Source organism: Bradyrhizobium sp. INPA03-11B, from assembly GCF_040446015.1.
GTDB lineage: Bacteria > Pseudomonadota > Alphaproteobacteria > Rhizobiales > Xanthobacteraceae > Bradyrhizobium > Bradyrhizobium macuxiense_A.
Window position 1 is genome coordinate 13,179 of sequence record NZ_JASGSR010000058.1, and the last position, 19,119, is coordinate 32,297.

At 64.3% G+C, this 19,119-nt stretch carries 27 protein-coding genes and 1 pseudogene; 15 read left to right on the forward strand and 13 right to left on the reverse strand.

What is annotated here, in order from left to right:
- Positions 1 to 4: 4 nt before the first annotated feature.
- From flgG to QMZ05_RS23405, 6 genes are all read left to right on the forward strand, one after another.
- Positions 5 to 793, forward strand: coding sequence for a flagellar basal-body rod protein FlgG (gene flgG, locus QMZ05_RS23380; protein ID WP_353702875.1), 789 nt, complete (start codon positions 5 to 7; stop codon positions 791 to 793).
- 2 nt (positions 794 to 795) lie between these two features.
- On the forward strand, positions 796 to 1,851 hold the full coding sequence (gene flgA / locus QMZ05_RS23385; RefSeq protein WP_353702876.1) for a flagellar basal body P-ring formation chaperone FlgA: 1,056 nt from the start codon (positions 796 to 798) through the stop codon (positions 1,849 to 1,851).
- Positions 1,852 to 1,856: 5 nt separating this feature from the next.
- Positions 1,857 to 2,609, forward strand: a complete 753-nt coding sequence (gene flgH / locus QMZ05_RS23390) for a flagellar basal body L-ring protein FlgH (protein WP_353702877.1) — start codon at positions 1,857 to 1,859, stop codon at positions 2,607 to 2,609.
- A 374-nt stretch (positions 2,610 to 2,983) separates the two neighbouring features.
- Positions 2,984 to 3,427 (forward strand): hypothetical protein, encoded by a 444-nt coding sequence (locus QMZ05_RS23395; protein WP_353702905.1) that lies wholly within the window; start codon positions 2,984 to 2,986, stop codon positions 3,425 to 3,427.
- A gap of 97 nt (positions 3,428 to 3,524) precedes the next feature.
- Positions 3,525 to 3,818: a hypothetical protein gene (locus QMZ05_RS23400; RefSeq protein WP_021077961.1), complete on the forward strand. Its 294-nt coding sequence runs from the start codon at positions 3,525 to 3,527 to the stop codon at positions 3,816 to 3,818.
- 415 nt (positions 3,819 to 4,233) lie between these two features.
- On the forward strand, positions 4,234 to 4,470 hold the full coding sequence (locus tag QMZ05_RS23405) for a hypothetical protein (RefSeq protein WP_353702878.1): 237 nt from the start codon (positions 4,234 to 4,236) through the stop codon (positions 4,468 to 4,470).
- Positions 4,471 to 4,533: 63 nt separating this feature from the next.
- On the opposite strand, the gene QMZ05_RS23410 is transcribed toward QMZ05_RS23405, so the two are convergent.
- From QMZ05_RS23410 to QMZ05_RS23425, 4 genes are all read right to left on the reverse strand, one after another.
- On the reverse strand, positions 4,534 to 4,965 hold the full coding sequence (locus tag QMZ05_RS23410) for a DUF1801 domain-containing protein (protein ID WP_353702879.1): 432 nt from the start codon (positions 4,963 to 4,965) through the stop codon (positions 4,534 to 4,536).
- Positions 4,966 to 4,999: 34 nt separating this feature from the next.
- Positions 5,000 to 5,233, reverse strand: a complete 234-nt coding sequence (locus tag QMZ05_RS23415; RefSeq protein ID WP_353702880.1) for a hypothetical protein — start codon at positions 5,231 to 5,233, stop codon at positions 5,000 to 5,002.
- A 174-nt stretch (positions 5,234 to 5,407) separates the two neighbouring features.
- On the reverse strand, positions 5,408 to 5,839 hold the full coding sequence (locus tag QMZ05_RS23420) for an SRPBCC domain-containing protein (protein WP_353702881.1): 432 nt from the start codon (positions 5,837 to 5,839) through the stop codon (positions 5,408 to 5,410).
- A complete protein-coding gene (locus QMZ05_RS23425; RefSeq protein WP_074129070.1) occupies positions 5,836 to 6,159 on the reverse strand; it encodes a metalloregulator ArsR/SmtB family transcription factor in 324 nt (107 codons plus the stop codon). Before QMZ05_RS23425 ends, QMZ05_RS23420 begins: the two co-directional genes overlap by 4 nt.
- Positions 6,160 to 6,739: 580 nt before the next feature.
- Here QMZ05_RS23425 and QMZ05_RS23430 point away from each other — a divergent pair.
- Together QMZ05_RS23430 and QMZ05_RS23435 are read left to right on the forward strand one after the other, a co-directional pair.
- A complete protein-coding gene (locus tag QMZ05_RS23430) occupies positions 6,740 to 7,492 on the forward strand; it encodes a carbonic anhydrase (protein WP_353702882.1) in 753 nt (250 codons plus the stop codon).
- Positions 7,493 to 7,558: 66 nt separating this feature from the next.
- Positions 7,559 to 7,948 carry a ClpXP protease specificity-enhancing factor SspB gene (locus QMZ05_RS23435; protein WP_146987957.1) on the forward strand — a complete coding sequence of 130 codons (390 nt, stop codon included), beginning with the start codon at positions 7,559 to 7,561 and terminating at the stop codon, positions 7,946 to 7,948.
- 235 nt (positions 7,949 to 8,183) lie between these two features.
- On the opposite strand, the gene QMZ05_RS23440 is transcribed toward QMZ05_RS23435, so the two are convergent.
- Both QMZ05_RS23440 and QMZ05_RS23445 read right to left on the reverse strand, forming a co-directional pair.
- Entirely contained in the window at positions 8,184 to 8,969 is a 786-nt protein-coding gene (locus tag QMZ05_RS23440; RefSeq protein ID WP_353702883.1) for a fumarylacetoacetate hydrolase family protein, read from the reverse strand.
- 109 nt (positions 8,970 to 9,078) lie between these two features.
- Positions 9,079 to 10,107, reverse strand: coding sequence for an aldehyde reductase (locus QMZ05_RS23445; protein ID WP_353702884.1), 1,029 nt, complete (start codon positions 10,105 to 10,107; stop codon positions 9,079 to 9,081).
- A 113-nt stretch (positions 10,108 to 10,220) separates the two neighbouring features.
- On the opposite strand from QMZ05_RS23445, the gene QMZ05_RS23450 reads away from it, so the two are divergent.
- Positions 10,221 to 10,631: a helix-turn-helix domain-containing protein gene (locus QMZ05_RS23450; RefSeq protein ID WP_353702885.1), complete on the forward strand. Its 411-nt coding sequence runs from the start codon at positions 10,221 to 10,223 to the stop codon at positions 10,629 to 10,631.
- A gap of 30 nt (positions 10,632 to 10,661) precedes the next feature.
- On the opposite strand, the pseudogene QMZ05_RS23455 reads toward QMZ05_RS23450, so the two are convergent.
- The 3 genes and pseudogenes from QMZ05_RS23455 to QMZ05_RS23465 all read right to left on the reverse strand — a co-directional run.
- Positions 10,662 to 10,936: pseudogene (locus QMZ05_RS23455) on the reverse strand (phytanoyl-CoA dioxygenase); the annotation flags it as partial.
- 263 nt (positions 10,937 to 11,199) lie between these two features.
- Positions 11,200 to 11,565: an RNA polymerase-binding protein DksA gene (gene dksA / locus QMZ05_RS23460; protein ID WP_021077973.1), complete on the reverse strand. Its 366-nt coding sequence runs from the start codon at positions 11,563 to 11,565 to the stop codon at positions 11,200 to 11,202.
- 211 nt (positions 11,566 to 11,776) lie between these two features.
- Positions 11,777 to 12,388, reverse strand: a complete 612-nt coding sequence (locus tag QMZ05_RS23465) for an NAD(P)-dependent oxidoreductase (protein WP_353702886.1) — start codon at positions 12,386 to 12,388, stop codon at positions 11,777 to 11,779.
- 103 nt (positions 12,389 to 12,491) lie between these two features.
- On the opposite strand from QMZ05_RS23465, the gene QMZ05_RS23470 reads away from it, so the two are divergent.
- On the forward strand, positions 12,492 to 12,878 hold the full coding sequence (locus tag QMZ05_RS23470; RefSeq protein WP_279705601.1) for a helix-turn-helix domain-containing protein: 387 nt from the start codon (positions 12,492 to 12,494) through the stop codon (positions 12,876 to 12,878).
- Positions 12,879 to 12,904: 26 nt separating this feature from the next.
- Here QMZ05_RS23470 and QMZ05_RS23475 read toward each other — a convergent pair whose 3' ends face one another.
- Positions 12,905 to 13,318, reverse strand: coding sequence for a flagellar assembly protein FliX (locus tag QMZ05_RS23475; RefSeq protein WP_028337694.1), 414 nt, complete (start codon positions 13,316 to 13,318; stop codon positions 12,905 to 12,907).
- Between the two features lie 264 nt (positions 13,319 to 13,582).
- Between QMZ05_RS23475 and flgI the strand changes: the two genes are divergently transcribed.
- The 4 genes from flgI to QMZ05_RS23495 all read left to right on the forward strand — a co-directional run bounded on the left by flgI (position 13,583) and on the right by QMZ05_RS23495 (position 16,118).
- A complete protein-coding gene (flgI, locus tag QMZ05_RS23480; protein WP_353702887.1) occupies positions 13,583 to 14,707 on the forward strand; it encodes a flagellar basal body P-ring protein FlgI in 1,125 nt (374 codons plus the stop codon).
- A gap of 32 nt (positions 14,708 to 14,739) precedes the next feature.
- Positions 14,740 to 15,063 (forward strand): flagellar assembly peptidoglycan hydrolase FlgJ, encoded by a 324-nt coding sequence (gene flgJ, locus QMZ05_RS23485; protein ID WP_353702906.1) that lies wholly within the window; start codon positions 14,740 to 14,742, stop codon positions 15,061 to 15,063.
- A gap of 11 nt (positions 15,064 to 15,074) precedes the next feature.
- Positions 15,075 to 15,569 (forward strand): hypothetical protein, encoded by a 495-nt coding sequence (locus tag QMZ05_RS23490; RefSeq protein ID WP_353702888.1) that lies wholly within the window; start codon positions 15,075 to 15,077, stop codon positions 15,567 to 15,569.
- Positions 15,570 to 15,731: 162 nt separating this feature from the next.
- Positions 15,732 to 16,118: a hypothetical protein gene (locus tag QMZ05_RS23495; RefSeq protein WP_074131709.1), complete on the forward strand. Its 387-nt coding sequence runs from the start codon at positions 15,732 to 15,734 to the stop codon at positions 16,116 to 16,118.
- 18 nt (positions 16,119 to 16,136) lie between these two features.
- Here QMZ05_RS23495 and QMZ05_RS23500 read toward each other — a convergent pair whose 3' ends face one another.
- From QMZ05_RS23500 to QMZ05_RS23510, 3 genes are all read right to left on the reverse strand, one after another.
- Entirely contained in the window at positions 16,137 to 16,499 is a 363-nt protein-coding gene (locus QMZ05_RS23500; RefSeq protein WP_353702889.1) for a hypothetical protein, read from the reverse strand.
- 25 nt (positions 16,500 to 16,524) lie between these two features.
- Positions 16,525 to 16,890, reverse strand: a complete 366-nt coding sequence (flaF, locus tag QMZ05_RS23505; RefSeq protein WP_029085370.1) for a flagellar biosynthesis regulator FlaF — start codon at positions 16,888 to 16,890, stop codon at positions 16,525 to 16,527.
- Between the two features lie 208 nt (positions 16,891 to 17,098).
- The gene (locus tag QMZ05_RS23510) at positions 17,099 to 18,268 is read right to left on the reverse strand and encodes a flagellin (RefSeq protein WP_353702890.1); all 1,170 of its coding nucleotides are present in this window, start codon (positions 18,266 to 18,268) and stop codon (positions 17,099 to 17,101) included.
- A gap of 370 nt (positions 18,269 to 18,638) precedes the next feature.
- Here QMZ05_RS23510 and flbT point away from each other — a divergent pair, with 370 nt between their 5' ends.
- On the forward strand, positions 18,639 to 19,070 hold the full coding sequence (flbT, locus tag QMZ05_RS23515) for a flagellar biosynthesis repressor FlbT (protein ID WP_353702891.1): 432 nt from the start codon (positions 18,639 to 18,641) through the stop codon (positions 19,068 to 19,070).
- Positions 19,071 to 19,119 lie beyond the last annotated feature (49 nt).

The window sequence follows — 19,119 nt, forward strand, 5'->3', positions numbered from 1 at the left end:
ACCGATGCGCGCACTTTATACCGCAGCGACCGGAATGGCGGCACAGGAACTCAGCGTTCAGGTGATCTCCAACAACATCGCGAACCTGCGCACCACCGGCTTCAAGAAGCAGCGCGCCGCGTTCCAGGACCTGATCTACGACCATGTGCGCCGGGTCGGCGCGCAGGCTTCCGACCAGAATACCATCATGCCGATGGGCATCGACCTCGGCGGCGGCGTGAAGACCGTCGGCACACCGCGCATGATGACCCAGGGCACGCTGTCGCCCACCGGCAACGATCTCGACATCGCGATCCGCGGCGAGGGCTTCTTCAAGATCCTGATGCCGGACGGCGCCTTCACCTACACCCGCGACGGTTCGTTCCAGATGGACAACCAGGGCCGCATCGTCAACGCGCAGGGCAATCTGGTGCAGCCGACGATCACGATCCCGCAGAACGCATCCGGCCTCACCATCAATGCGCAGGGCCAGGTCTCGGTGACGCTGCCGGGCCAGACCGCATCGACCAACATCGGCACGATCGGCCTGACCCGCTTCATCAACAAGGCCGGGCTGATGCCGATCGGCGACAACCTGTTCCAGGAAACGCCGGCCTCCGGCCAGCCCCAGGACGGCACCGCCAACACCGACGGCTATGGCGACATGCAGCAGAGCAACCTCGAACAGGCGAATGTCGAGGTGGTCTCGGAAATCTCCGACCTGATCGCGGCGCAGCGCGCCTACGAGATGAACTCGAAGGTGGTCTCCGCCGCCGACCAGATGATGCAGTCGACCTCTAACCTGTTCCGCTGAGGATGATGTCGATGATCGCCCGCTCACTCCTGATCGCCGCCGCACTTCTCACCGCCTCGATGAGTTCGGCTGCCGCGCAAAGCCGCAGCGAGACCATCGCGGCGCCGACGCTGCGCGCCAGCATCACGGTCGCGGACGACATCGTGCGGGTCGGCGATCTCATCGACAATGCCGGCAGCGCCGGCAGTGTCGCGGTCTACCGCGCGCCGGATCTCGGCACCACGGGCACGCTGCCGGTCGCGCAGGTGCTCAACGTGCTGCGTGCGCACCAGGTGATCGGCGTCGACACCCGCGAGCTGAAGGAGATCACGGTCACGCGGCTGGCGCGCACCATCGACAGCAAGGAGATCGAGCAGCAGCTGTCGCGCGCGCTGGAGGGCCGCCACGGCCTCGGCCGGGCCGGCAACATCGCACTGACCTTCGACCGCGATCCCGGCGATATCAGACTGGAGGCGACCAACACCGGCGCGATGCAGCCGATCGCCGTGCGCTACGACCCGCGCTCGACGCGCTTCGACGTCACCTTCGAGATCAGCAACGATTCCGGCGCGGCGCCGTACAAGCTGCGCCTCACCGGTACCGCGATCGAGACCATCGAGGCCGCCGTGCTGACCCGCAATGTCGAACGCGGCGACGTGCTGAAGGCCTCCGACGTGATGATCGAACGCCGTCCGAAGGCCGACATCGGCAACGACGCGGCGACGCGCGACGGCACCATCGGCATGCAGATGCGTCGCCAGCTCCGCGCCGGCCAGGCACTGCGCGTCGCCGACATGGCGAAACCCGATCTCGTCACCCGCGACCAGAACGTCATGCTGATCTACCGCACCGCCGGCATCTATCTCACCATCCGCGGCAAGGCGATGGACGGTGGCGCCGAGGGCGACGTCGTCAGCGTGATGAACTTGCAGTCCAAGCGCGCCGTCTCCGGCGTCGTCACCGGCCGCGGCGAGGTCTCGATCTCGGTCGCGACCCCGCGTGCGGCACCGAGCGCCGACGCCACTTCTTCAGATTCCGCTCCCGTCAAGCTGAGTTCAGTCGCACCAAACGCCGAGTAAAGTTCATGTCCCAGTACCGTATCAACCGCCTCATCCTGACCGGTGCGCTGTTCGCACTCGGAACGATCGCCAGCGGTTGCTCGTCGATCGACCGTCTCTCCCAGATCGGCGAGCAGCCGAAGCTGACGTCGATCGACAATCCGACGACGCAGCCCGGCTACAAGCCGGTGCAGATGCCGATGCCGAAGCCCGAGGTCGCCTCCTACAGCCCGAACTCGCTGTGGCGCAGCGGCTCCCGCGCCTTCTTCAAGGACCAGCGCGCCGCGCGCGTCGGCGACCTGCTGACCATCACGGTGAACTTCACCGACAAGGCGGCGATCGCCAACGAGACCCAGCGCAGCCGCACCAATTCGGAAGACTCCGGGGTCACCAACTTCCTGGGCTCGCAGACCATCACGCAAGCCAACAAGATCCTGCCCGGAAAGATCCTGACCGCCGAGTCCACGGCGTCCAGCGACGGCAAGGGCTCGGTGAATCGGCAGGAAGCGCTGCAGACCAGCGTCGCCGCGGTCGTCACCCAGGTGTTGCCGAACGGCAATCTGGTGGTCGAGGGCAAGCAGGAGATCCGGGTCAACTTCGAAATCCGCGAGCTGATCGTGGCCGGCATCGTGCGCCCGGAGGACATCCAGAGCGACAACACCATCGACTCCTCGAAGATCGCCCAGGCCCGCATCGCCTATGGCGGCCGCGGCCAGATCACCGACGTGCAACAGCCGCGCTACGGCCAGCAGGTTCTCGACGTGCTCCTGCCCTTCTAGCCGCATGATCCCGAAGGTCTCGGATCAGGATCATGCCTGAGTAAGACTTTCACGAGCTCCCACATCTCGTCGCGAACCTAGGCGCGGCGCGGTGTACCAACACGGCCCTCGCCAGCTCCCCTGGTGAGGGCCGTGGCATTTGGAGCGCGTCAAGACAAACCAAGAGCCTCGTTCCAATTCAATCGGAACGGAGAGGCTCTTGTGACCGGTCGCATGCACTCGCGCTGTTTTCGCGCACCAGTCCGATACCGCCTCGCGAAAGTCGTGCGATCGCCTTCTCGGTTCGTTAACCGTCACAGCAGCGCGCAGTGGCAGTCCCGGCGCTTGCAACGTAGCAAGAGGACAACGCAGGGTTTTCTGTTTGTATGACGGTCATGCAAAGAGACGGGCAATATGCGGCGTGGTTCCGGACGCCGCGCGGCGAAGGCACCGGAATAGTCCAGCTCGCAAATGGCAGGATCAGCGGCGGCGACGCCATGTTCACCTATGGCGGCTCCTATCAGCTCGATGAGAACCGCTTCACCGCGGTGCTGACGACGCGCCGATATGCCGAAGGCCCGTTCACCACGGTGTTCGGCTGCGACGAGGTCGAGGCCGAGCTGACCGGCTCGTTCAGCGGCAATCGCGCGGTGTGCATGGGAACGGCCAAGCAGGCCCCCGGCGTGGTGTTCGAGGCCACGCTGTTTCTGCAGCAACCGGAGGCCGCGCCAACGCCGCCGCCGAAATCCGCGCCGGCTTCTGCCGGCCTCGCAAGGCTGCCAAGGCCCACCGTCAGCCGCCGCGCGCCGAATCCGTTCGCGGGCAAGCGCTTCGTCTGATCCGTCCCCTTCCCGATGGCGTCCGCGCCCGAGCCGGCGTACGATCATCCCTGCGCGTCACGCGCAGCTCGATCGATCCAGCCGGAAGGAGCAAGCCATGTATGCCGCCATCCGTCAGGCCAAGGCAAAGACCGGCACCGCCGAAGAACTCGCGCGCCGGATCAAGGAAGGCGCGATCCCGATCATCAGCGATGTCGAAGGCTTCATGGCCTATTACGTGGTCTATGCCGGCGACGACACCGTCACCGCGATCAGTGTCTTCAACAATCATGCCGGCGCCGAGGAAGCCAATCGCCGCGCACTGGCCTGGATCGACGACAATCTCGGTCCCTTGCTGGTCGGCCAGGCCACCGCTGTTGCAGGTCCAGTGATCGTGCATACGAAGGCATGATGGCTGCAACGGGTTGCTGGTCCAGTGATCGTGCATACGATGGCGTAACGGCCGCTCCTCCGGCCAACTTCACCCGGCAGAACTTTCCCGCGGCACGTCAGGCGCGCGCCGCATCGTCGCGATCTGCCTGAAAACACCGAGCTGACGCGTGGCACGCCATTTGCTCCGCGATTGCAGCATCGCAACGGGGATCGCTCAACGACAATTCGGGAGCGGCGGCGTTGCGCCGGAATTGGCCGTCAGCAGCGCCGAGATCGCGTCCGTGTCGGACGAAGTGGCGAGCCAGGTTCTGATCATCTTGACGGATAGCCTTAAGGGAGAATTGAGAGTTTGCCGCTCACATGCGTACCACAACGCACTAGAATGGTTCGCACCGCAAACGGCACGCACGGGATAAGGAAAGGCGGTCGTCTTGATGGACGGATCATTCTGGCGAGGCTTTCTGTTCGGCGGAGCAGTCGCGCTGATTTTGCCGCTCCTGTTTGCCCACGCCATGTCGGATCATTCGACACAAGTCGGTCAGGCCATAGCGTTGCTCATCATGTTCGCGCCCGGCACCGTGCTTCCGCCTCTCATGTTCGTCGGGGCCCTGGCCGGCGGGTGCGTTTTCAGAGCAGTCTCCGCGATCAAGGAACGATCGTCGAACAGATGACAGGCCAGGTCCTGCCCTGCGCGGCCTCAGCGCGCGAGCCGGCGGCTAACACTCAATCGCGGCTCACGGCTTCTTCTTCGCGGCTGCGCCAGCGCCCGCGGCTTTCTTCGCCGACTTCTTCGCTGATTTCTTCGACTTGGCTTGGTTGAGCTCGATCGCGGCGCGGATCAGGGCCTTCAACGCGGGGGCGTTGATCTTGTCGCCTTCGAACAGGTCGATCGCGCGCCGCACATTGCCTTCGAAGCCGGTGTTGAACAGCTTGTCGGGGTCCGGGAGCTGCGCGCCGTACATGAAGGTCAGTTTCACCTTGCCCTTGTGCGCGTTGCCGACCGCGATGATGCCGTCGCGCGACCACACCGGGCTGCCCATCCACTTCCACTCCTCGATGATGCCGGGATCGGCGGCGAGGATGCTCTTGCGCAGGCTGGCGAGCGTCTTGCCGCGCCAGTCGGTGAGATCCTCGATCATCCGGTCGATACGTTCCGATGCCGTCATTGCTGCCTCGCGTTGCCTCGGCTGCCTCAATCAATCATACTTGCGATGCCGAGGTCGATCCCCCGAGCCGGCGCCGCGGCGCCAGATAGGGCAACGCGAACAGATACAGGCCGCTGAGCAGCATCAGGATCAGCGGGAACAGTGCCAGCAGACCGATCCAGGTCGCCTGCTGCTGCAGGACCATCGCGATGATGTTGATGATGACGGCGACCGTGAAGACGATCGAGAGCCAGCGATGCGATTGCCTGATGAAGTTGTTCCAGTTCAATGTGACCTCCTGTTGGGGGATATTGTAAGTACGATCGTCATTGCGAGCGAAGCGAAGCAATCCATCACTCCGCACGCGCTGACGCATGGATTGCTTCGTCGCTATCGCTCCTCGCAATGACGGGGATGGACTAGCGAACATCTCAGTCACAGCTGATGGACGACATGATGAGTGTCAGCCTTCGCGCACCAGCAGCTGATCGAGCTTCTCGAGGAACTGCTTCCACCCGGCATGGGCGCCGCCATAGGCCTGCTTCTGATGCGGCTGGAAGCCGGACTGCTCGACGCGCAGATGGGTGCCACGCGGCGTCGGGGTCAGCGTGAAGACCACCACGCTCTCGAGATTGTAGGCGGCATCCTCATGCGCGAAATTCCAGGTGTAGGACAGCGTCTTGTGCGGCTCGATGGCGAGCACCTTGCAGTCCAGCACGCCGCCCCACTCGCCGCGCAGATTGAAGCTGTGCCCGACCTCGGGCTTGAAGTCGTTCTTCATCAGCCACTCCTCCATCAGATGCGGTTGGGTCAGCGCGCGCCAGAGCTTTTCCGGCGGATGAGGAAATTCGCGTTCGACGATCGCCGAGCGCGTCTCAGGGGTGGTGTTGTTCATTGGTCCATCCTTTTGAGGAGATCTTCGAGGTGGTCGAACCGGTTCTGCCAGAAGCCGGCCATCTGGCTGGTCCAGTCGATCAGCGGCGCCAGCGCACCGAGTTGCGCGCTGTAGTGTGTCTGCCGTCCTTCATGGCGATCGCGCACGAGGCCGGCCTGCTTCAGCACGCCGAGATGCTTTGACACCGCCGGCTGAGAAATCCTCGCCCGCGCCGTCAGCGCGCTGACGGTCTGCTCACCCTCGCGGCACAGGCGCTCGAAGATCGCCCGGCGGGTCGGGTCTGCGAGGGTTCGAAACAGCACGTCGTGAGCGTCTGGCATTTTGCGATCCATAACCCGTTGGTTATGGATAAACGTATAACCGGCCAGCTATGGATTAGTCAACAGGGAACTTGCAGACACGATTTGAGCGGGAATTTCATGCCGTTCAGTAGCTCAACCCACCGGCCCTCCCTTGCTCACATAACCCAATGGTTATTTACGACCGCGAATGGGTTGTGGATCGCAGGATGGGTGCGATCGGCACCCGGCTTTCCCTGCGCCCTCTTCGATGAGAGGGCGAAACGAAATGCAAAGCTCGGGCAATCATGTCGCGAGACCGCGAAGCTGCGTGCCCATCCTCAGCTGTCATCGCCCGGCTCGACCGGGCGATCCAGTACGCCGCGGCCCATCGGCTCAACAACGACTGCCTCTGGAATACTGGATCATCCACTTTCGCGGGTGATGACACCGCGTGTTTGACATCTTGAATCGAGAACCATCGCCATCGTCGTCCTGGGTTTCGCCAGGACGACGACGTGGACGTCGCGGCCCCGAGCGCGTCAACGCACGCCGTTGCGAAGACCCAGCGCATCACCTACACATATCGCGCGGATGCGGTCCTTGTTCACGGAGAACCTTGATGTGCCAGCTCTGCGACGTCACACCTCCCGGCCGGACTTCCCGGCGCCACTTCCTCGCCGCCGCGGCGTGCACCGCCGCCAGCCTCGCCTTCGCACCGCCGATATCAGCCAAGGAGACAAAGCCGCCGCCGAAGCCGCAGAACGTGCTGCCGCCGGACGCCGCGCTCGACCGGCTGGTGAAGGGCAATCTCCGCTATGTCGAGGGCGTGTCGCGGCGGCATGATTTCAAGCACGAGCGCGAGGCGCTGGCCGGCGGACAGAATCCGTTCGCCGGCATCCTGAGCTGCGCGGATTCCCGCATCGCACCGGAATACGCTTTCGATACCGGCCGCGGCGATCTGTTCGTCTGCCGCGTCGCCGGCAATTTCGCCAGCGACGAGATGATCGCCAGCCTTGAATATGCGTCATCGGTGCTCGGCGTGCCGCTGTTCATGGTGCTCGGCCACGACAGCTGCGGGGCGGTCGATGCTGCGATCAAGTCGCTGAAGGACAACACCACCCTGCCCGGCCATCTGCCCTCGCTGGTCACTGCGATCGGCCCGGCGGTGAAGGCGACCGAGGGCAAGCCCGGCGACCACCTCGCCAACGCCATCAGGCAAAACGTCATCGACAATGTCGCGAAGCTCAAGACGGCGACGCCGATCCTCAACGCCGCGGTCGATCAGGGCAAGCTCAGGATTGTCGGCGCGGTCTATCGGCTGACCGACGGCAAGGTCGAGCTGGTCACGGACGGCAAGCGGCCGGCGACTTGAACCTCGACGCGGCCTGCGACCACAGAAGCCAAGAACGACATCGCGTGAGCGAGATGGAGAAGGCGGATGTGGCGCCGGCGCGGACGGATGGCTGGAGTGCTGCTGCTGGTCGCGGCCTCGTTCCCGGCACGCGCCGGCGTCGAGCCCTGCAACACCGCGCAGAAGCGGATCGAAATGACCGCGTTGCTGCGCCGTGCCGCGGAGGACCGGCCGGTCAACATCACCTTCGCAACCCGGGCCGATGGCGTGAAGCTGCCCGCCGCCGTGATCGAGCAATACCCCGAGGAGATCACGATCATCCTGCAGCACGAATTCGATCGGCTTGTGGTCAGGGATGACGGCTTCGAGGTCGGCGTCTGGTTCAATCGCAAATATGCCAGGCTGGCCGTGCCGTTCGACGCGGTCCGAAGCCTGTGGGACGGCAAGGTCCTGATGTGCACCAACGATCAACTGTAGGAAACAGTGACGTGACGTCCCGACGCTGAGAGCACGCAAGATCGCTCCGTGCACTCAGTGTCGTCCCTGCGAAAGCAGGGACCCATAACCACGAATGCTGATTGTTGCGCATCGCCGGAACGACGAGCCCCGTTCACAACAACGGCCGCGGCGCGTCCCGGCTCCCGTGCACAATTGCGCACGAGGCGGGGACGACATCTTTTTGTGGGGACGGGCTCGTCAATCCAACGTCACCTCAGGTGAACGTCGCTTCCACCTTGCCGAGCCCGTCGAGCTCCATCACGACCACATCACCCGCCTTCAGCCACACCGTCTTGACCAGGCTGCCGGTCATGACGATCTGGCCGGCATGCAGGCCACGCCCCTCGGCGGCCAGATGATTGGCAAGCCAGGCGAGCGCGTTGTGGGGATGACCGAGCACGTCGGCACCGGTGCCGCGGCCCTCCTCCTTGCCATTGACCATCGCGCGTCCCACGATCTCGCGCAGATCGGGCGCGGTGATGCGCGGCACGGCTTCGCCGAGCACGCAGCCGGCGGCGAAGAAATCGTCGGCGATCAATGTCGGCGCACCGAGCGTCTCCCATTTGACGTAACGGTCGTCGACGATCTCGATCGCGGGATGGTAGGCCTCGATCGCTTCCGCGACCCATTCGGCGGTGAACGGCGCTTCGCTCGCAGCCAGATTGCGCGCCAGCCTCACCGCGATCTCGCATTCGACGCCGACATGGACGAAATCGGCCGCCGGCAGCTGCACGCCGCTGTCATGCACCACCTTCTCGAACACGCCGCCGCCACAGGGATGCGGGATGTTGATGTACTCCTGCATCACGGCGCTGGTGCAGCCGATCTTGTAGCCGACGAGGCTGCCGACCTGCGGCTGCAACAAATCGTGCAGCGCGTACTGCACCTGGTAGCCTTCGGCCTCGTCGAGCGGCACGACGTCCTTCGGAAGCGCCTTGAGCGGCGTGCGGTTGCGACGCGCGCTGGCAATCGCCTTAGCGGCCGCGAGGACCCGATCCATCTGCGCAGCCTCCCTGTTGGTCACGGTGGCGCGGTGGCGCCTTCCGTCTGCTCACGGCAATTCAGCACTCGCCGACGCGTCTGGCAAGCACGCCGGACGGGAGAGGCAGTCAGGCCTTGACCAGGCCGAGCCTGATCAGGCTCTCGGCGGTCGCGAGGATCATCTCCTCATTGCCGCGCGGCCGCCAGCCGAGCAGGTTCTGCGCCTTGGCGCTGGTCGAGCGGCGCACCTTGCCGAGCAGCGGCAGGGCGGCGCGGGCCAGCGGATTGCGCCGCGCGGCGAGCCGCATCATCCAGTCCGGCGCCTGGAACCGGGGCACGCGCCGCGCCTTGCTGCCGAGCTTCCGGCGCAGCAGGCGGGCCACCTGCAGCACCGACATGGTCTCGCCGGCGACCGCGAGGAACCGCTCACCCTTGGCCTTGGGCGAGGTCATGGCGCGCAGATGCAGGTCGGCGACATCGCGCACGTCGACGAGGCCGAAATGGATCCGAGGCACCGCCGGCATCACGCCGTCGAGCAGCGCCTTGATGATGCCGATCGACTCGGAGAAGTCGGGACCGAGCGCCGGGCCGAACACGGCGGTGGGATTGACCACGGCAAGCTCGAGGCCGCCTCCTTCGCGCGCGACGAAATCCCAGGCGGCGCGCTCGGCCAGCGTCTTGGATTTCGGATAGGCCTGCACGTCGGGGCCATCGAGATTGGTCCAGACGGTCTCATCGAACGGCTTGGCTTGCGGCGGATGGCCGTAGCCGATCGCCGCAAACGACGAGGTGACGACGACGCGCTTGACGCCGGCGTCGCGCGCCGCGCGCAACACCCGCAGCGTGCCTTCCCGCGCCGGAATGATCAGCTCGTTCTCGTCCTCGGGCACGTTGGAGCCGAGCGGCGATGCGACATGCAGCACGTAATCGCAACCGCTGGCCGCCTCGCGCCAGCCGTCGTCTCTCAGCAGGTCCGCGGTGACGAAGCCGACCTGGTCGGCCGTATCGGCGCCCCCCTCGCGCAGCATCGCGATCACGTCCTTGCTGCGGTCCGGATTGCGCACCGTGGTTCGCACCACGTGCCCGTCGGCCAGCAGTTGCAGAATGGTATGCACGCCGATGAAACCCGTTCCGCCCGTGACCAACACCGTGCTCATGTCCTCGCCCTTTCCATGGTTCGGCGGGGTCGGACGTCGCACCGCCCACCCTGCACAGGCCGCATCTGGTCACTATCTCTGTTCGAGCAAGTAGAATGAAAATCGAGACCGGTATGGAAAACAATACCACGGATATTTGTGACGTCGGTGACTGCGACAGCTGCCCAACCGACCCGACCTTGCTGATCGACTCCAAGCAGGCGATCCACGCGCTCAGCGGCAAGTGGAAGCTCGAGATCCTGTTCACACTGATGCATGGCGGCGTGCGGTTCGGCGCGCTGCGCCGCGCACTCGTGCCGATCACCCAGCATATGCTCACTGCACAGCTGCGCGAGCTCGAGCATGATGGCTTGGTGGCGCGCAAGGTGCTCGCCGAGAAGCCGCTGCAGGTCGAATACGAGCTGACGGATTCGGCCTGGGGCCTGACGCCGGCGTTCCGCGAATTGCTGGCGTGGTCGAAGACCTACGGCCTGCGCCGCAGTGCGCTGGCAAGCGAGGCGACAGTCGGAGCCGAACTGACCTGAATATCGTCTCGCCTTCAGATCGACGTGCGATCAGCGCATACCAAGCGCCTGCCGGATCGCGATCTCGACCGGCGAGTACGCACCATCGTCGCGCTCGAGCCGATACGGCTCGCCGGCTGGGCCATGAAGCGCGGCCGCTTTCCCCGATGGATCTGCGCGGCATGGACGAGGAACGGATGGCACAGATAGACCGTGCCCGCCTCGCCCGTCGCCAGCGCGACCTCGCAGTCGGCACCCATTTGCTCGAGGTTCATCCGCGCGCGCCCGGCGATTTGCGCGTCGCTCAGCGCACGCGCGTCGTCTCGACTAATCATGATTGTCTCTCAAACTGTCGCCAGCCATCGATGGTCCGCGCTGCGCGGAACCTGACCGGCCCATTCGGTTCACTGGAACCCGGCCAAGCGGAGCTTGCCGCGCGATCAGCGCTTCCTTGTGGAAGCGTGTTTCCCGTCGGAAACGGGATCAGCCCAGGAAGAAGACCGATGCGATGTTGAGAGTGCGTGTCATCATGGCGGCGCGAACCTATAACCGGTGCGCGCCGGAATCAATCTGTGGTGGCCGGCCGCCACTATTCGTCGCGATAGACCTTCTCGCGCTTCTCGTGGCGTTCCTGCGCCTCCACCGACAGCGTTGCGATCGGGCGGGCTTCGAGCCGCTTCAGCGAGATCGGGTCACCGGTCTCTTCGCAATAGCCGTAAGTGTTGTCTTCGATGCGCTGGAGCGCCGCGTCGATCTTCGAGATCAGCTTGCGCTGACGGTCGCGGGCACGGAGTTCGATCGCGCGGTCGGTTTCCGAGGAAGCTCGGTCCGCGAGGTCGGGGTGATTGACGTTCTCTTCCTGCAACGTCTGCAGCGTGACCTTCGATTCGCGGAGGATCTCATCCTTCCAGGCCAGCAGCTTGGCGCGGAAATAGTCGCGCTGCCGCTCATTCATGAAAGGCTCTTTTTCAGTCGGCCGGTAGTTCTTCAGCTTTTCCAAAGGCAGCCATGTCCCTGTCAGGCGGAGGGAACAGGACCCCTCCGCGCGGCGCCTTATATAGCCACGTCATGTGACAGACAATATCTGCCACCGCGAAAGGCGGGCCGCCCCCAAGGCCTTGCACAGGCAAACTTATCCGCCCTGCCCGGGGGCCGCCCCGCCCCCCTCAATAGCCGACCGTGAAACGCTGTCGGATATGGGCCGGGCGCTCGATTTCGTCGGCGAGTGCAACTGCGAAATCCTCGAACGAGATCGAGCTTTTGCCGTCGGCAGCGGTCAAAAGCTGGTCGGTCCCGAGCCGGAACTTGCCGGTCCGCTCGCCCGCCACGAACAGCGCCGAGGGCGACAGAAAGGTCCAGTTCAGCTCCTTTTCCTGACGCAGCAGGTCAAGGAATTCGGCCCCCTTCGAGGCCTCGGCCTTGTACTGGGGCGGAAAGTTCGGGGTCGTCACCAGGCGAACGCCCGGGGCCACTTCCAGGCTGCCGGCGCCGCCGACCACCAGATAGCGGCCGACCCCGGAGGCCTTGGCCGCCCCGATCAGCTTGAGGGGGTCGCTGACCGAGAAATGGACGGAACTGATCGCGGCATCGTGGCCGGCCCACAGCGCGGCGAGGCCCGCTTGGTCGTTCACGTCCCCCTTCCGGGCGGTGACACCCGGCAGGGTTGCGATCTTCTCCGGGTTGCGGGCGATGGCAGTGACGGCATGGCCGCGGCGGGCCAGTTCCGCGGTCAGGCGCGAGCCAGCCTGGCCGGACGCACCGGCGATGGCGATCTTCATCTCAAGTCTCCGATTGCTAGTTTCCAATGGTGACTAGATAGCCAAATGGATGTAAGTGTGAAGAAGGCACTCTTGTCTCACCTGATTACGCCGGAGTAACCCGATGAAAGCCGCCAGCCTGAAGCCGGACGCCTATGCCGCCAATTGCCCGACGCGCCAGATCCTCGACCGGGTCGGCGACAAATGGGCGGTGCTGATCCTGCTGCTGCTGCGCGGCGAGCCTATGCGCTTCAACCAGCTCCGACGCGCCATCGAAGGCATCTCGCAGAAGATGCTGTCGCAGGTGTTGAAGAGCCTGGAGCGTGACGGGCTGCTACGCCGCCGGGCGATCGCAACCGTCCCGGTCACCGTGGAGTATTCGATCACGCCGCTCGGCTCGACGCTCGCCGAGGCGGTCGATCCGCTGCGCGACTGGGCCGAACAGAATCTGAAGGAGGTGCTGGCCGCGCAACGCCGCTACGACCAGCAGCGCAAGGCGCTGGCGGCGTAAGGCAGATTACTTGATCGAGAAAGAGCCTAGTATTGCCCGGCCTTGGCGAGCTCGACTTCGACGCGCAGTTCGATCTCGCCGAGCACGGCATCGAGGCCAGGATCGCCGGAGGATTCCTTCAGGCTCGCCGCGGCATCGCGCAGGCGGTTCACGGTGGAGGAATCGAAATTGCCGGACAGCAGTCCGAGCTTGAGCGCGTCGAGCACGTCGAGTGCGCCCTTGCCGCGGGCCACCGAGCGCTTGCGGCGTTCGGTCGGGTCTTCGACGCCCTGCAGCGCGAGCAGTGCATCGAGGCTGGCGGCGGCCTTCGGCGCAGCAGTGGAGCGAACCTCCTCCTGCGCGGTCGTCGCGTCCGGCAGCGAGAAGCCGCTCGACGAGGTGCGCCGCGTGGAGCTGGTGGACGTGCCAAGCGTGGTGCCGTTCGGTCCGTAGATGCGCATCAGGGTGATCCCGCAGGCCTGTATTCCGCAAGCATCGCCGTTTTATGGTTAACGATGCGTAAATGACCCGGCAATTTCTGCCGCCGCACGGCAGTTTCGCGCTCCCTGGCCAACCCCAGCCAAACGGGAGCCCGAAAATTTCGGTAAATATATCAGTACATTGCCTCAACGAAACGAAGTGGCACGCAGCTCGCATGGTTAATGGCGGATCGCCGTCATGGGAGTGTCGCGTGATCCGCCAGTGAGTTTGAGGGGAGCATCGGGATGCCCGGCATCCGCATCGTAAGCTTATTCGGGTTGGCCTGCGCCGCGCTGCTGGCGCTGGCGGCTTCCGCCATGCCCGCGGCCGCGACGTCGCGGATCAAGGACCTCGCCAATATCGAGGGCGTGCGGCAGAACCAGCTGATCGGCTACGGCCTCGTGGTCGGCCTCAACGGCACCGGCGACACGCTCAACAACATCCCCTTCACCAAGCAATCGCTGCAAGCGATGCTCGAGCGCATGGGCGTCAATATCCGCGGCGCCACCATCCGTACCGGTAACGTCGCCGCCGTGATGGTCACCGGCAACCTGCCGGCATTCGGCACCCAGGGCACGCGCATGGACGTCACCGTGTCCGCACTCGGCGACGCCAAGAACCTGCAGGGCGGCACCCTGCTCGTCACCCCCCTGCTCGGCGCGGATGGCAATGTCTACGCGGTGGCACAGGGATCGGTTGCGGTCGCCGGCTTCGCGGCCGAAGGCGCCGCTGCCAGCGTCGTCCGTGGCGTGCCGACCGTTGGCCGAATTGCCAACGGCGCCATCATCGAACGCGAGATCGAGTTCGCGCTCAATCGCCTGCCCAACGTGCGGCTCGCGCTGCGCAACGCCGATTTCACCACCGCCAAGCGGATCGCCGCCGCGGTCAACGACTATCTCGGCGTCAAAACCGCCGAGCCGCTCGATCCGTCCACGGTGCAGCTCTCGATCCCGCCGGAGTTCAAGGGCAACGTCGTCGCCTTCCTGACCGAGATCGAACAGTTGCAGGTCGACCCCGATCTCGTGGCGAGGATCGTGATCGACGAGCGCTCCGGGATCATCGTGATGGGCCGCGACGTTCGCGTCGCGACCGTCGCGGTGGCCCAGGGCAACCTCACCGTGACGATCTCGGAAGCCCCGCAGGTCAGCCAGCCCAATCCGCTGTCGCGCGGCCGAACGGTCGTGACACCGCGCACCAGCGTCGGCGTCAGCGAGGACGGCAAGAAATTTGCGCTCGTCAGAAACGGCGTCTCGCTGCAACAGCTCGTCGACGGCCTCAACGGCCTCGGCATCGGACCGCGCGACCTCATCAGCATCCTGCAGGCGATCAAGGCCGCCGGCGCGATCGAAGCCGACATCGAGGTGATGTGATGGCGAGCCTGATCAACAGCACCACCGGCAGCATGCCGAACAAGGCGCTGATGCCGATGTTCAACGGCCGCCCCGATCCGGTGCTGCAGGACGCGATGAAGAAGGTCACGCCGCAGCAGGTCACCAAGGCGAAGGCGACCGCGACCGATTTCGAATCGATGTTCCTCAACACGATGTTCTCGCAGATGACGACCGGCCTGAAGGGCGAAGGCCCCTACGGCGACACGGTCGGCACCGGGCCGTGGCGCTCGATGCTGACCGACGAGTATTCGAAGAATTTCGCCAAGTCCGGCGGCGTCGGCATTTCCAACGAAGTGTTCCGCTCGCTGATCCTGCAGCAGGCGAACAAGAGCTAAGGAGCAGCGCGATGAACCAGCGTCCACAGCACCGGTCAGCCGCCCCCGCCGCGCGGGGTGCGACGTCGACGCCTCCCGACGTCGCGCGTCTTGCCAACGAGCTGACCGAGGTGATGAGCGCGCTGCTCGTCGTCGTCGAGCAGGAGACCGAGTTCGTCCGCGCCGGAAAGATCCGCGAGGGCATGCAGCTCGAGGCGCAGAAGTCGGAGCTGTCGCGGCGCTACATGCTCGCGGTCGAGCATCTGAAGTCGATGCAGAAGATGCTGTCGCAGACCGACCCCGAACTGCTGGCGACGCTGCGGCGTCATCACGAGACGTTCCGCGCGATGCTGCAAGTCAATTTGACGGTGCTCGCGACCGCGCATGCCGTCTCCGAAGGCATCGTGCGCGGCGTCAACGCCGAGGTGCAGCGCCGCAACATCCCGAACACCTACACCGCGAACGGACAGCGCGCCGCGCCAGGTCCGCGCAACATGACGCCGATCGCCGTCAGCCGCACGCTCTGACGCGCACAAGCCGACAATTTAGCTCAATTCGACACGCTTCCGGCAGCGCGGCATTCAGCGTGTTCCCTAACACCCTATTGAGAGGTTCCCCGTAGAGTTGCGGATCGTGAGGGGTTGGGATTTGACTCAAGCAAACTAGTGCCTGTGCACTACGAGGCTGCCATGAGTACAGATTTCAACATCAAGCCGGTGGGGGCACCGGTTGCAGCGCCGATGATCACTCCGGTGAGCGATACGGCGCAGAAGGCGGTGAAGACCGAATTGCCCGCGAGCCAGAGCGTCACCGCTCCGGAGCCGAGCGTGCGCGTCACGATCGACCCGAACGCCGTCAATGCGTCCATTTCAAATCAGGCGCCATCGGTCACCGACCAGGTCATCATCGATCGCGACGCACGCGCCGTGGTCTACCAGGTGGTCGACAATCGCACCAACCTGGTGGTGAGGCAGTTTCCCGAAGAAGCCGTATTGCGCCGCCGCGCCTATTTCCACGCGCTCGATCTCAGCAAGGACGCGCCGACGCGGGCGCGCGCAACCGACCGCCGCGCCTAGACGCCAGCGAACGATCCCTCACTTCTGGGTGGCGTAGGCCTTGTCGAGATAGGTCGATCCGGTGGCCGGATCGGTGACGACATTGGCGATCAGCGCGGTCCCCTGCTGCACCAGCGAGAACTTGGTATCGCCGATCCGGAACGCGCTGTCCTTGATCAGCACGTCCTGATATTTGTTGGTGCCGTCGCTCTGATAGTGGACCTTGGCGCGGAAGCCCTCGACGTTCGACACCGAGATGTTGAACGACTTGTTGTTGGCGTACTTGCCGCTCCAGCTGCCCTGATAGAGGTTCGGATCGACCGCCACATAGGGCGTCTTCGACGGCACCGTGAGGCCGGCAGCCTTGTAGTTGGCGGACAGGATGCTCAACACATCGGCCATGCCGAGAGCTCCGTTGCGAACCCGATCAGCCGCGACCCGAGAGGCCGGCGGCGATGTTGCAGTTGATGTCGATCAGCGACTTCAGCTTCGCCGGGTCCGGATTCATCTGGATGTCGATGGTCTGCTTCATCACGAACACGCTGATGTTGGCAATGTTCTGACGCACCTCGAGCGGCTGCGGATTGTCGTCGCCCTCTGCCGCGCTGAGGAAGATCGACCACAACCGGCGATTGAACAGCAATGCATGATCGAGCGCCTTGTCGAGGCCGTTCCAGTTCGCCTGGACTTCCTGCAGCTGCCGCGCGGCCTTCAAGAGCGCCTGCGCTTCGATTTCACGGGGGGACGCCGTCGTCGTTGAGGTACGAGCGTAGGCCTGGGCTGCATTCGACATTAATGACCTCGATGGGATGCGGATTTCTCGAGCCGCGGAGACGCAATTCTAGCGCTCGATATCTATGCATCCGGCGCCTTTAAATATGGTTAGCGGACGTTACGAAATGCGCCGTTCTTACGGCATGGACAGATACCGTAATATCCCGGAGACAAACGAGAAACGGCGGGGTTGCCCCCGCCGTTCCTGAATCCAAGGTTTGGCGCGCTTAGCGCAGCAGCTGCAGCACGCTCTGCTGGCTCTGGTTGGCGAGCGCGAGCGCCGAGACCGCGATCGACTGGCGGGTCGACAGCGCCTGGCTGTTGGCCGCTTCCTCGTTGGTATCGGCCAGCGTCAGGTTCGACGAACCGGTCTGCAGCACGTTGATCAGGTTCTTCGAGAAGTCCTGACGGATCTGCACGATCGAGAGATTCGAACCCAGCGTCGAGGCTTCGCTGCGCAGCGAGGAGCTCGCCGTGCTCAGCGAGGCGATGACATTGTTCGCCGAGTTGTTGTCGAGGAAGTCGGTGCCCGCGGTCAGCGATTTCAGGCCGAGGCCTGCGGCATCGAACTTGACGCCGGTGATGCTGAGCGTGGACTTGCCGGTCTCGTTGAAGGTCAGCTTCAGGCTGTCGCCGCTCAACAGGTTGATGCCGTTGAACGATGAATCCTGCGCCGTGGTCGTGATCTGCGAGATGGTGTTGTTGTACTGCTGCACCAGGGCCGCACGCGCCGACTGCGACGCCGTGTCGGCAACCGGAGCCGTGCCGGCTGCGCTGAACGTCGCGGTGCCGCCGCCGGTGTTGGTGAAGGTCGTCGCACCGATCGTCGAGGACGCCGCGTCATTGGTCGTGGTGATGACGAGCTTGTTGGAGCTGTCGAGGCTCGCCGTCAGGTTGCTGGCCGACAGCGCCGTGTTCAGCTGCGCCAGCGACGAGCTGGCCCCGAAGGTGAAGGAGAAGGCGGGCTGACCGGCCGAGGCCGCGATCGCCAGCACGTCGCCGCTCTTGATCGTGGTGCCGTCAACGAGGTTGGCGGACGTGCCGCCGAGCGCCGCGTTCGAGGTGACCGACGACCTGGTGGTGTAGCCCGTCGGGCTCTGCAGCACCTGGTTGGCAATCGACTTCGCGGTATCGACCAGCTTCTGCAGCGAGGTGATGCCGGTGTTGGCAGCCTGCAGCACCTGCACACCGTTGCCGATGCCGTCGAGCAGGTTGTTGATGTCGCTGGCGCGGTTGTCGAGCGACTGGGCGGTGAAGAAGTTGGTCGGGTTGTCGAGCGCCGTGTTGACCTTCTTGCCGGTGGCAAGGCGGTTCTGCGTGGTGGAGAGCAGATCGGCGGTGGACTGGAGGGAGAGGAGGTTCTGGCGAACGGAGGAGGAGAGAATGATACCGGACATTTTCATACCTTTCTGGTGTGAAACTGAGGACAAAACCGCGCCAGTCCTTTCTGACCGCGCGGATGGCCCATCCTGCGTTCGCGCCCGCGAAGGAAATAGAAATCTCCAGAACGGCATTTGATTCAAATGCCGAAGAATAAAATTGTCGCCGCTGCGCGAAGTTCGCCGCGAAAACTACTGAGACGATTGCCTAATCCGGCCGAATGCCGGCGCCTGCGCCGGCTCGTCATTCACCAAGCGTTAACCATCATGGGAAAGGATCGCTGTCGTATCGGCCCCGGGCCGCGACGGCGGCTGCTAAGCAGTGCCGAGCACAACTTCGTTCCGCTAGCGACGACATCACGCGACTGCCCGGCAAAGGAGAACGGTCATGGCCCTGAAGGTCGAACTCAAACCGAACGAGCGCATCATCGTCGGCAGTTGCGTGATCACCAACACCGATCAGCGTGCCCGCCTCTTGATCGACGGCGACCGCATCCCGATCTTGCGCGAGAAGGATATCCTGACGCCGGAGACCGCGGACACGCCGGCGAAGCTGATCTATCTCGCCGTGCAGCTGATGTATCTGTCGCCGGATCCGATGGCGCACCACCCGACTTATTTCAGCCTGGTGCGCGACATCATCACCGCGATGCCGAGCGCCTGGCCCTTCATTGAAAGCGTCAACAACTTCATCCTCAATGGCGACCTGTATCACGCGTTGAAGGAATCCAAGAAGCTGATCGCGCATGAGGAGAAGCTGCTTGAGAGCGCGCGCGGCGAGCAGAAGAGCAGTCAGGACGATACCCGTAAGAGCGCGTAGAGCTCCTCGTTTTGACGCGTTGTCTTCACGCGAACCGGCGTCCACTTCG